Here is a 12306-nt window from a genome sequence, read left to right as displayed (position 1 = left end):
TCTGGATGGGGGTTATTCGTAGTAAGTATAGCCGTTGATGCTGTCGCGATAAGCACCAATGATCAGCTTGCGTTCGCTGGCTTTCAGCGTACCGGCGGAAATCGCGCCGTCAACGAGCTTGCGGAAGGCGGCGACGCAATCGGTTGGATCAAACTCGACATAGGACATGACCTGAGAGATCGTATCGCCCTCTTGCTCGTGCAGCAGGTCGAAACCGCCGTCGGTGCGGAGGTCGATGGTGACGACGTTGGTGTCGCCGAACAGATTGTGCAGATCGCCAAGCGTTTCCTGATAAGCGCCCACAAAGAAGACACCCAGATGATAGGGCTGATCCTCGGGCAGCGAGTGCACCGGCAGCGAGGGTGACACGCCATCGGCCAGGATGAACTTGTCGACCTTGCCGTCGCTGTCGCAGGTGATGTCGGACAGGACTGCGCGGCGGTCGGGTGTCTGGTTCAACATCTGCAAGGGCACGATCGGGTGCAGTTGATCAATGGCCCAGACGTCAGGAAGAGATTGGAACAGCGAGAAGTTGCAGTGATAGATGTCGGCGAGTTTCTCCAGCTGATCGTCCACATCCGTCTCGCCCTCTTGCGCGGCCACCAGCGCCTTGATGCGGGCCATCAGGTTCAGATAGATGCGTTCGCCCCGTGCCATCTGGCGCAGGTCTATGTAGCCGCGCCGGAACAAGGCGCGAAGCTCGTTGCGGTAGAATGTGGCGTCGTTCCAGCATTCTTGCAGGCGTTCAGCTTTCAGATAACCACCGACTGCAGACAGATCGGAAATCAGGTGGTTGTCGTCCGGGTCAACCTCTGGCGCGCTGGGCGCATCGTAGAGCGTGCTTTCGAGCACATTGAACACCAACATGGATGAGGTCGCTACAACCGCCCGGCCGCTTTCGGTGACGATGGTGGGGTGGGCAACCTCGGCCTCGTCCATCGCATAGCTGACGGTCTCGACCACATTGGCGCAGTATTCCTCGACCGTGTAGTTGATCGAGTTTTCGGCCGCCTTTTTCTCGCCGGTGTAGTCCACGCCCATGCCGCCACCCAGATCCAGATGGGTCAGGGGCACGCCTTCGGCGGTCAGTTCAGTGTAATACCGGCACGCCTCACCCACCGCGCGGCGCACGTCATTGACGTCCTGCACCTGGCTGCCTAGGTGCGAATGCTGCAGCTTGAGGCAATGCAGCAGCCCGGCGCCCTGCAGCTTGTCCACCACAGCGACCAATTGATCGGTGTTCATGCCAAAGGCTGAGCGGTCGCCAGAGCTTTCTTCCCACTTGCCGCTGATCTGGTTGGTCAGCTTTACCCGAACGCCCAGCAAAGGCTCGATCCCAAGCTCTTTGTAGACCTCGATCACGGTATCGGCCTCTTTCGGGCTTTCCAGCACGATCACGGTGTTGAAGCCCAGCTTGCGCGACAGGATCGCCAGCTGGATGAATTCGGCATCCTTGACGCCGTTGCAGACAATCAGCGCTTCTTTGGCCAGACGATGGGCGAGCGCAATCACCAGCTCGGGTTTTGATCCTGCCTCAAGCCCGTAGTCGTACTTGTGTCCGAATTCGACAATGCGGTCGATCACCTGCGCCTGCTGGTTCACCTTGATCGGGAACACACCGCGATAGGCGCCCTGATACCCCGTGCGTGCGATGGCGCTGGCAAAGCTTTCGTTGATGTGTGCGATCTCGTGCTCAAGGTACGAGCTGACCCGCAGCACCATGGGCGATTTGATCCCGCGTTCGTCAAGATCGCTCAGGATGCCCGGCAGGCTCACGGCTGGCGCGTCGGGGGCCAGCGGGTTCCGCAAGCCGATCTCCCCCTCGTCGGTCACCACAATCAGGCCCTTGCCCCATTTGTCTACGCCATAGACCATGTGCGGTTCGTCGAGAGGTTGTTTCAATCAAAGACACCCATTCAGCAGGAGTTTCGTCAAAGGTGGACGCCCTTTAGGCGAGGCGCGCGATTCGTCCAAGTTAAAACTTGTGGCTGCTGCATCCTGCGCTTAGGCGGCCTGATGGATCAACCAGTCGCAGATGTTTGCGATTTCCTGCGTCTGCGACCCCGAGGTGCGGCGCACCAGATAATAGGCACGGTGTTCGCTGAGTACCGCATCGAACAGCTGGATCAGGCTACCGCTGTCCAATTCGGAATCGATCAGCGGCACCCAACCCATGACCACGCCCTGACCACCAATGGCAGCCTGCAGAACAACGTTGGTGTCTTCGATGATCGGGCCGGTCAGATCGTTGTTTTTCACGTTCGTGGCGGCAAACCATGCCGACCACCCAAAGGTGTCGCGCTGATGGATGAGCGGAAAAGACAGCAGGTCGCTGGGTGTTTCCGGGCGGCCAAGCCGGTCGATCAAGGCCGGGCTGGCAACGGGGGCGGTCAAGACATTGACCAGCGGATCAGCGATCATGCCGGGAAAGACGCCGTCGCCCCAAGTGATGAAGATGTCGGCATCCACATTCTGCGGTGACACCAGCAGCGGGGTCTGAACCAGCTCCAGATCGACCTGCGGGAACGCCTCGTGAAAGGCTGCGAACCGGGGCAATAGCCAACGGGTGGCAAAGCTGGGGCCCATGGCCATGCGGATTTTGGTCTTGCCGGGGGTCTGCGCCACCGCCTCGACCGAGGTTTCGATCAGCCGGAACGCTTTGCCCAACCCGTCGGCCAGTCGTGTGCCCTCATCCGTCAGATGCACGGCGCGGGTTTCGCGGGTGAACAGCTGCACGTTCAAATGCGCCTCAAGCCCACGAATGTGATGGCTGATTGCGGTCGGGGACACGTTGATCGCTTCGGCTGCGGCGCGAAAGCTGCCGAAGCGGGCGGCGGCCTCGAACGCGCGCAGGGCGGGCAGAGAGGGGAGGCTGGTCATGAGGTGAATAAATGAGTTTTCTTCACCCATGGCAAGAGAAACATGTTTTTGTACAGAAAATGCGGGGTCACTAACCTCTGCCCTAGAGGGAAGAGGAGACAGGCGCCATGGCGCAAAGACCGCGACGTCGTGGGCGCACTGCCCGGATCGAGGCTGAGGCCGAGGCTGAGGTTGAAACGCCCCCGGTTTGGCCAGGGTTGAACGGTGGCGGGTTTCGTCCGCTAAGCGACGCTGACATTGCCCACGTCGATGAGGCGGTGCTGATGCTGCTCGAGACCTTGGGGCTAAGCCAGGCGACGCCCTCCATGATCGACAAGGTGTGCGCGGCGGGCGGCAGTTACACCGATGATCATCGCTTGCTCTTTCCCCGTGCCCTTGTTCGGAAGACAATCGCCGAGGCGCGCCGGGACGTGGTTCTGTGCGGGCAGGATCCCGCGCACGACCTGGACCTGTCGGGCACCCGCGTCCACATGAGCTCGGGCGGGGGGGCGCCGGGCGTCTTTGACATCGAGGACGGGCATTACCGCGACGGCACCGTGCGCGATTTGTATGACGCGGCGCGGATTTGCGACGCGATGGAGAACATCCACCATTTCAGCCGCTCGATCGTGGCGCGCGATATCGAAGACACCGCCGAGATGGACCTGAACACCGCCTATGCCTGTTTGATGGGCACGTCGAAACACGTCTCGGTTTCTGTCTCGGAACCCGAAAATGTCCCGCAACTCGCCGAACTTTGTTATGCCATAGCGGGCAGCGAAGCGGCCTTTCGCGCGCGCCCCTTCCTGACGGTGATGGTGTGCCATGTGGTCCCGCCCATGCGTTTTGCCGAAGAGGCGATCGACACGCTAGAGGCCGCAATCCTGGCGGGCTTCCCGGTGCAGTTGATCTCGGCCGGGCAGGCCGGGGCCACAAGCCCCGCCACCATTGCGGGATCTCTGGTGCAGGCGGTGGCCGAGACGCTTGCAGGGTTGGTTTTTGCCCGGTTGGTCGATCCAAACGTGGCGGCGATCTTTGCGCCCAAACCGTTGGTCGCGGATCTGCGCACAGGATCGATGTGCGCGGGGGGCGGTGAGCAGGCGATCCTGATGGCGGCGGCGGCGCAGATGGGGCGGTACTATGATCTACCGACCTCGTCCATCGCTGGGATCACGGATGCCAAGACGCTTGATGCGCAGTTCGGCAGCGAGAAGAACCTGGCTGTGGCCTCTGCTGCGCATGCCGGATCGAACCTGATCACCCAGGCCTGCGGGATGCAGGCCAGCCTGCTTGGGGTCTCGCTGGAGGCTTATGTGGCCGACAACGACATGCTGGGCAACATCCTGCGTACCGTTCGCGGAGTCGAGGTAACGCCCGAGAACATCGGTGCGGATGTCATTGCCGAAGTTTGCCGGGGCGAGGGGCACTATCTGGGCCACCGCCACACATTCTCGCGGATGAAGTCGGACTACTTCTATCCCCACCTGGGCGATCGCCGCACCCCGCGCGAATGGGAGGAGGGTGGATCACGCCCCATAGGCGAGGTTGCCCGTGACAAGGCGCGCGCATTGATGGCCGAGCATTTCCCGGGGCATATTCCCGACGCGTTGGATCGGGAACTGCGCGCGCGGTTCAACATCCGCCTCAGCCGGGCACAGATTGGACGCCCGGAATGATGGCCGGGCTGCAATATCCCTTTGATCTGGACCCTCTGCCCGATGCGGTGATCGGCGGCGTTGGTCATGCTGGTGGTGGGCTGTCACGGCAGTTGGTCGATCCGGCGGCGCGGATCAGTTTTGCTGAAGTGCGTGATGCATCATTAGCCCAGATTGATCAGTCGGTTCTTACCGCTCAGACCGCCCGGCGCCCTTGGGCGGACACCCCGCCCGCGCAACGGGCGCAAGTTTTAATGGCCCTTGCTGATCTGATCGCGGCACACGTGGACGAGTTGGCTGCGGTTGAATGCGTCAACGTCGGCAAACCCCTGTCCCAAGCGCGACGAGATGTGCTGCGGGCGGCGGGCTATTATCGCTTCTACGCAGGTGCCTGTGACAAGCTGAACGGGGACACCATCCCTTTGGGTCCTGATCAGACGGCCGTGACGCTGCTCGAACCGGTCGGTGTGACGGCCCACATACTGCCGTGGAACTATCCCATCTCGACTTTGGCACGCGGCGTTGCTCCGGCGTTGGCAGCAGGGGCGACGGTGGTGGCGAAACCTGCGGAGCTGACCCCACTGAGCACGCTCATGGTGGCCAAATTGGCGCTAGAGGTGGGCGTGCCTGATGGGGCATTCAACGTGATTTGTGGCGCGGGCGAGGTTGGTGAGGCGCTGGCGGCTCATCCGAACGTCGCTCATGTCACCTTCACCGGTTCGACGGAAACAGGCCGCAGGGTGATGCAGGCCGCCTCTGGCCCTGTCGCAGGGGTTACGCTGGAACTGGGCGGGAAATCCCCGGTGGTGGTCTGGCCCGATGCGGATCTGGACGCCGCTGCCAAAGGTATCGCGCGCGGGATATTTTTCAACGCAGGCCAGGTTTGTGCCGCAGGCAGTCGGCTGCTTTGTCACGCGGACATCCACGACGCTGTGGTGGAGCGCGTGGTACAGCAGGCCCGCGAAATGACCATGGGGCACGGGCTGACCGATCCTGACCTGGGGCCTTTGATATCCGAGGCGCAATTTGCCCGGGTTGAGGGGTTCGTCTCGCGCGCCTTGGCCGATGGGCTGACCTGCGTCACTGGCGGTCAGAGGGCACATGTACCGGATTGTCCGCTGGGTCTGTTTTACGAACCTACTGTTTTCACCCGTGTGCCCGAGACCTCGGATATCGCGCAGATCGAGGTTTTTGGCCCGGTCCTGATCACGCAAACCTTTGAAACCGAAGAGGACGCTCTGCGTCTCGCCAATGGCACGCCCTTTGGTCTGGTCGCGGGTATCTATACCGCCGACACCGGTCGCGCGATGCGCTTTGCCCGCCGGGTCGAGGCGGGACAGGTCTTCGTCAATGGCTTTCTCCAGGGCGGCGACACGGTGCCCTTTGGTGGCGTCAAACACAGCGGTATCGGACGCGAAAAGGGTGTGTCGGGGCTGCGCGCCTATCTGGCGGAAAAATCCATCGTTCTCAGCCATGGGGAGACCTCATGATCACCAATGCAAGCCTTGCCGACCGCGCCCGCCGGGTCATGCCCGGCGGTGTCAGCCACGAGTTGCGTTATCGCACGCCCCATCCCAGCTACATCGCGCGGGCGTTGGGGGCCGAGAAATGGGATGTCGAAGGCAAACGGTACATCGATTTCAAGCTTGGCGCAGCAAGCCAGCTGTTAGGCAATTCCTGTCCCCAAGTGATAGAGGCGGTGGCCGGGCAGTTGACCAGAACGCCCTATACCGGCGATTGCCACGCGCTTGAAATCGAATGGGCCGAGTGGATTCACCGCCTGATGCCCTCGGCCGATCTGGTGCGGTTCACCGGATCGGGCACGGAAAGCACGATGCTGGCGCTGCGATTGGGGCGGGCGTATTCCGGGCGCGACAAGGTGCTGCGGATCGACGGGCATTTCCACGGCTGGCACGACATGCTGCTGAAAGGGGCCAAGCCAGGGTTCGAAGGCGCGCCGTCATTGGGCGTGCCGCAGGCGATTGCTGATCTGACCGTGATCGCGCCGTCGTCGTTGAATGCAGTGGCCGACCTGCTGGCGGACGACCAGATCGGCACGATCTTTGTCGAGGCGTCGGGTGCGAACTATGGCTCGGTTCCTCTGCCCGATGGGTTTCTGCAAGGCATTCGCGACCTGGCCACGCAAACGGACAAGGTGCTGATCTTTGACGAGGTGATCACCGGTTTTCGCTGGTCGCCGGGCGGGCGGCAGGCGCGTGATGGTGTGCTGCCGGATCTGACCACATTGGCAAAGATTGTCACTGGGGGGCTGCCGGGCGGTGCGATCTGCGGCAAGGCCGAAATCATGGAGCTGCTCGACCCTGGTAAACCGCGTGGCGGGTTTGCGCCGCCGGTCAGCCACAAGGGTACGTTCAATGCCGCCCCGCTGGTGGCGGCTGGTGCAATCGCGGCAATGGAACTGCTCTCAACCGGCGAAGTCCAAGCTCAAGCCGATGCCATGGCCGCACGGCTGCGCGACGGGATCAACCGTTGTTTTGAAAGCCGCCAGATCAGCGCGTTGGCTTATGGCGACAGTTCGACCTGCCACCTCTACTTCGGCGGTCGCAGCATCGACGGGCTGAGCGCGGCTGAAATCCGCACGGTGCCTGCGCCGTTGGTGAACGGGCTGCGCAACGGATTGCTTGAGCGTGGGGTGGATTTCATGTCCTTCACTTCTTGCGTGACCTCATCGGCACATACGCCGGAGCTGGTGGATGAGGCGATTGAAATCTTTGACGAAACCCTGGCCGATTTGGTCATGAACGGAGTGATCGCGGCATGAGCACGCTTCCTTCTCACGCGCGAACCGTTGTCATTGGCGGCGGCGTCATTGGCTGTTCTATTGCCTATCATCTGGCGCGCGAAGGGCGCACAGATATCGTGGTGCTGGAGCGGTCGAAGCTGACATCCGGCACCACCTGGCATGCCGCCGGTCTGGTGCGCAGGTTGCGGCCTTCGGCGACGCTGACCAAGCTGATCAACTACTCGATTGACCTGTACGGAGAGCTGGAGCGCGAAACCGGGCAGGCGACGGGCTGGACCCAGACCGGGTCGCTGACCCTGGCCACCAATCCGGGCCGGCTGACCAATATCAAGCGGCAGGTCTCGCTTGGCCGCGCCTTTGGGCTTGAGGCCGAAGTGGTCGATGGCGCCCGAGCCAAGGAGTTGTGGCCGCTGATCGAAACCGACGACGTGATCGGCGCGGTCTGGTCGCCCGCGGATGGGCGGGTGAACCCGTCGGACGTGGCGCTGGCCTTGTCCAAAGGCGCGCGGGCGCGGGGTGTGCAGATATTTGAGGACACCGCAGTCACCGGCCTGCAAAAGAAGGCAGGCCGCATTTCTGGCGTCGAAGTGGGCGATCATGTGATCGAGGCCGACGAGGTTGTGATCGCCTGTGGCCTCTGGTCCCGCGAAGTGGCGGCGATGGCGGGCGCGCATATGCCGCTTTATGCCTGCGAGCACTTCTACATTCTGACCAAACCGCTGGCGGAGGTGCAAGCGCTTGGCAAGGGTGCGCATCTGCCGACGCTGAATGATCAGGATGCCTTCCTTTACGCCCGCGACGATGTCGAGGGGCTGTTGGTGGGGTGTTTTGAACCGCACGCCAAGGGGTTGCCGCTCGACAGCTTGCCCAAGGACTTCAGCTTTGATTTGCTGGCCGAGGACTGGGATCACTTCATGCCGATGATGGAAAACGCCTTACGGCGCATTCCGGCGCTGGAGCAGGCCGAGGTGCGGATGCTCTTGAACGGTCCTGAGAGCTTCACGCTCGATAGCCAGTTCATGCTGGGCGAAAGCCCCGAGGTGCCGGGCCTGTTCCTGATGGGCGGAATGAATTCCACCGGCATCGCGCTGGCCGGGGGCGCGGGCAAGGCGATGGCGGAATGGATCATCGCAGGTGAGCCGACGATGGAGCTGAACGAGGCCGACATCCGCCGTTTCAGCCCCGAGATGAACGTGCTTGGCGCTTTGAAGGCGCGCATCCCCGAGGTTCTGGGCCGCCATTATGACAACCCCTTTCCCGGTCGGTCGATGGACACCGCACGGGGCCAACGCCGCTCGCCGATCCATGCGGGACTGGTTGCCGCCGGTGCGCGGTTCGAAAGCCGCGGCGGCTGGGAACGCGCGGTGCATTTCGGCGGCGAGGCGGCGCATCTGCCGCTGAGCTTTGGTGTGCCAGCCTGGCGTGATCAAGTCGCGGCCGAGGTCGAAGCCTGCCGCAGCGGTGCGGCCATTCTAGACCAAAGCGCCTTTGGCAAGATCATGGTGCAGGGGCCGGATGCCTGCGATTTCCTCAATCACCTTTGCGCTGCACAGATGGACATCGCTGAGGGGCGCATCGCCTATACCCAGATCCTGAACACACGCGGCGGGGTCGAAAGCGACCTTACCGTGCAACGCCACGGGCTGGATACCTATCTGCTCATCGTCGGCGCGGGCGAGGTTGTGCGCGACCTCAAGCGCATGCGCGAAACACGTGGGGATTTCCGCGTTGAGTGTACCGATGTCACCAGCGGCTACGCCATCATCGGGCTGGCGGGGGCAAAGGCGCGCGAGGTGCTGCAAGCCACCAGCAACACACCGGTGCCCGAGCTGAAACGCTTTCACTTTGCACCGGTCGACATCGGGCTGGCGCGCGGTTGGGCCGGGCGGCTGAGTTTCACCGGCGAGGAAGGATACGAGCTTTACATCCCCTCGGACATGGCCATGGCGGCCTATGAGGCACTGGTCGAAGCGGGAGCCAGTCACGCGGGGCTATATGCCTCGGGCAGCCTACGCATCGAAAGCGGGTTCCGTGCTTTTGGTCATGAGCTGACCCCCGGCACCACCCCGCCAGAGGCAGGCCTTTGCGCCTTCTGCGCCTTTGGCACGAGTTTTGTGGGTGAAGCGGCGCTGAAGGATCACGTGTCCAAACGCCAGATCGTGTCGTTGCTGTTTGATGATCCCGACGCGATCCCTATCCATGACGAGCCAATCTATTTCGACGGCAAGGTTGTGGGGCAGATCACCTCGGCCGCTTGGAGCTATCGTTTTGACCGCTCGGTTGCGTTGGCGATGCTCACGTCCCTCCCCGAGGGGCTGAAGGATGGCGATGTCATCTCCGGCTTCGAAGTCGAAATCGCCTGCACCCGCTACAGCGCCCGCATCTCACGCAAACCCGCCAAAGAGGCGTTCCAATGACCGACACCACTCGCACCACCCGCGTCGCCATCATCGGCGGCGGCATCATGGGCGTCGCGGCCCAGTTCCAGTTGGCCGAAAATGGCTGGACCGACACGATCCTGTTTGAGAAGGCCGAGTTGACCAGCGGCTCGACTTGGCACGCAGCCGGCCAAATCGCCCATGCCGTCGGCAGCCGGATTGCGGGGTGGATCAACAAGACCTCGATCGAGATCTACAAACGGGTTGAGAAGGAGACGGGTCAGAGCATCGGCTGGCATGAGGTTGGCGGCTTTCGTATCGCCACCACGGACGACGAGGTCGACTGGATGAAATCCATCATGGGGGTCGGCAGACTGCTGGATCTTCCGATGGAGCTTGTGGGGCCTGAAGAGGTCACAAAAGGCAACCCGTTCTACAAGGTCGATGACGTCAAGGCCGCGGTGCAGACGTTTGAGGATGGCCATATCGACCCCTCGGGCGTGACCATGGCCCTGGCCGCCGCGACCCGCGCGCGCGGTGCGATCATTGAGCGGCACAACCGGGTCATTGGCGCCTCGCGCAAGGGCGACATGTGGTTGCTGCGCACGGAAAAGGGCGATGTGCTGGCTGAACATGTGGTCATCGCAGCAGGCTCTTATGCCAACCAGGTCGGCGAATGGTTTGGGCTGAAAATTCCCTCGGTTTCCTGCCTGCATCATTATCTGGTCACCGACACTGTGCCCGAGTTCCTTGACCGCCCCGAGCTGCCGGTGATGCGCGACAACGCTTTTGGCGGCTATATCCGGCAAGAGCAGAAATCGGGGCTGATTGGTATCTATGAGGGGCATGTCTGCCCAACCGTCTGGGAAATGCCGCAGGGCGCGCCTTGGGCGGCCGAGAATGAACTGTTCGAGGCTGATTACGACTCGATCGGTGATTTCCTCATGGTTGCCTTCGACAAGATGCCGATCCTGGCCGAGCTTGGGATCAAACGTGTGGTTCGCGGCGCGATCACCCACACCCCGGACGGCGGCATGCTGGTTGGCCCAAGTGGTGCGCCCAATATCTGGCTGTCCTGCGGGTCGTCCATTGGACTTGCCTGGGGTGGTGGCGCGGGCAAGGTGCTGGCGGATTGGATGGTCCACGGCGCAACCGAGATCAACACGCGCTCGATGGACCCGCGCCGCTATGGCGACTTTAGCACCGATCATTTCATCGTGGAACGCACCAAGGACGAGTTCATGCGCCGCCATGACACGCCGTGTCCAGGCAAGCAGTTCCATTCTTTGCGACCGCTGAACAAACACCCGCTCTACGACCGTCTGGCTGCCAGCGGCGCAGTGTTTGGCGAGGTCGCGGGCTGGGAACGACCGCGCTATTTTGGCAAGGTGGGCGAGGTCGAGCAGATCGGCTGGGGCCACCAGAACTGGCACGCAAACGCCATGGCTGAGGCCAAAGCCACGCGTGAGGGCGCCGGTGTCATCGACCTCTGCGCCTTTGCGCAATTCGAGATCATCGGGCGCGATGCAGGCAAGCTGCTGGACCGTCTGTCGGCCAATAGAATCCCGGCCAAGGATGGCTCAATTGGGCTGTGCCACCTGCTGACCGAACAAGGCCGGTTCGAGACGGAAATCACCATCTGGCGGATTAGTGAGGGGCGCTATTTCACCGGCTCTCCGATCGCCCGCGCCAATCCCGATTTCGCCTGGATGCAATCCCAGATGCAGCCGGGCGAAGACGTCACTCTGATCAACCGGACCAACGATTGGGGCATGTTGGCGCTATCTGGCCCGGCCTCGCGCGCGATCCTGTCGCAAGCCACCGACGCGGATCTGTCAAACGCCGCCTTCCGCTGGCTGTCGGGGCAGGAAATCGATGTCTTCGGTGTGCCGTGCTACGCCCTGCGTGTGGCCTTTACCGGCGAGCTGGGGTGGGAGCTGCACCTGCCGTTGGACCGCATCGCCGAGGTTTATGACAAATTGCATGAGGACGGCGCGGCGCATGGTCTGGTCGATCTGGGCGGCTATGCCTTCAACGGGTTGCGCATGGAAAAGGCCTATCGTGCGTCCGGTGAACTGACCACCGACATCGGCATGTTCGACGTTGGCCTGGATCGGTTCTTCCGATCCGAGGGGCGCGATTTCATCGGCAAGGAGGCGGCGCTGGCCGCCAAGGATCATGTCGGGTGGGAGTTGCTGTATTGCGAAGTTCACAGCGACCATATCGACGTACATGGTGGCGAGGCGGTGTTGCTTGACGGAGCGCCTGTCGGTCTGACGACTTCGGGTGGCTATGGCTATACCGTGCGTAAGAGCTTGGCGTTTGTTTTCGTCCGCAAGGGGACACCGCGTAGTGGGTTGAGCGTTCTGCTGCTCAATCAGGAGTATCCCCTGACGGTTCTAGACGAACCCGCGTTTGATCCCGACAACCTGCGGCCCCGACAAGATGCTTGATCCAATGACGGCACCCCTTGTTCCTCCTACTGCAAATGTGATCGCCTTGCGTCCGTCGGGACCCCTGCAAGCCGCGCGTATGGTCGCAGAGCAGCCAACGGAGCGTCGGTTTGTGGGCGAAAACACAGGCGCGGTTTTTTATCGTCCCGGTGACACGCCTACCATCCCGATGGCAGGCCAAACCACTGAAAGGCCGC

The 12306-nt window shown here is 62.1% G+C and carries 7 protein-coding genes; 5 read left to right on the top strand and 2 right to left on the bottom strand.

Translation table 11 applies throughout. The features are described from left to right. Positions 1-12: 12 nt before the first annotated feature. Both speA and TRM7615_RS23405 read right to left on the bottom strand, forming a co-directional pair. Positions 13-1902 carry a biosynthetic arginine decarboxylase gene (speA, locus tag TRM7615_RS23410; protein WP_235824196.1) on the bottom strand — a complete coding sequence of 630 codons (1890 nt, stop codon included), beginning with the start codon at positions 1900-1902 and terminating at the stop codon, positions 13-15. A gap of 102 nt (positions 1903-2004) precedes the next feature. Then, positions 2005-2880: a LysR substrate-binding domain-containing protein gene (locus TRM7615_RS23405; RefSeq protein ID WP_165821516.1), complete on the bottom strand. Its 876-nt coding sequence runs from the start codon at positions 2878-2880 to the stop codon at positions 2005-2007. A gap of 107 nt (positions 2881-2987) precedes the next feature. Between TRM7615_RS23405 and TRM7615_RS23400 the strand changes: the two genes are divergently transcribed. From TRM7615_RS23400 to TRM7615_RS23380, 5 genes are read left to right on the top strand one after another with little or no spacing between them, the layout of a single operon-like run. After that, positions 2988-4535, top strand: a complete 1548-nt coding sequence (locus TRM7615_RS23400) for a trimethylamine methyltransferase family protein (RefSeq protein WP_108792332.1) — start codon at positions 2988-2990, stop codon at positions 4533-4535. Next, the gene (locus tag TRM7615_RS23395; RefSeq protein ID WP_108792330.1) at positions 4532-6004 is read left to right on the top strand and encodes an aldehyde dehydrogenase family protein; all 1473 of its coding nucleotides are present in this window, start codon (positions 4532-4534) and stop codon (positions 6002-6004) included. Before TRM7615_RS23400 ends, TRM7615_RS23395 begins: the two co-directional genes overlap by 4 nt. Next, entirely contained in the window at positions 6001-7296 is a 1296-nt protein-coding gene (locus TRM7615_RS23390) for an aspartate aminotransferase family protein (protein ID WP_235824195.1), read from the top strand. The genes TRM7615_RS23395 and TRM7615_RS23390 overlap by 4 nt, the downstream gene beginning before the upstream one ends. Continuing rightward, positions 7293-9695, top strand: coding sequence for a GcvT family protein (locus TRM7615_RS23385; RefSeq protein WP_108792328.1), 2403 nt, complete (start codon positions 7293-7295; stop codon positions 9693-9695). Before TRM7615_RS23390 ends, TRM7615_RS23385 begins: the two co-directional genes overlap by 4 nt. Next, complete coding sequence (locus tag TRM7615_RS23380) at positions 9692-12109, top strand: FAD-dependent oxidoreductase (RefSeq protein ID WP_108792326.1); 2418 nt, start codon at positions 9692-9694, stop codon at positions 12107-12109. The genes TRM7615_RS23385 and TRM7615_RS23380 overlap by 4 nt, the downstream gene beginning before the upstream one ends. The last annotated feature ends 197 nt before the right edge of the window (positions 12110-12306 follow it).

It is taken from the genome of Falsiruegeria mediterranea M17 (assembly GCF_900302455.1).
Taxonomy (GTDB): domain Bacteria; phylum Pseudomonadota; class Alphaproteobacteria; order Rhodobacterales; family Rhodobacteraceae; genus Falsiruegeria; species Falsiruegeria mediterranea.
Note: the sequence above shows the minus strand (reverse complement) of the source record. Positions and strands in the feature narration are given on the sequence as shown.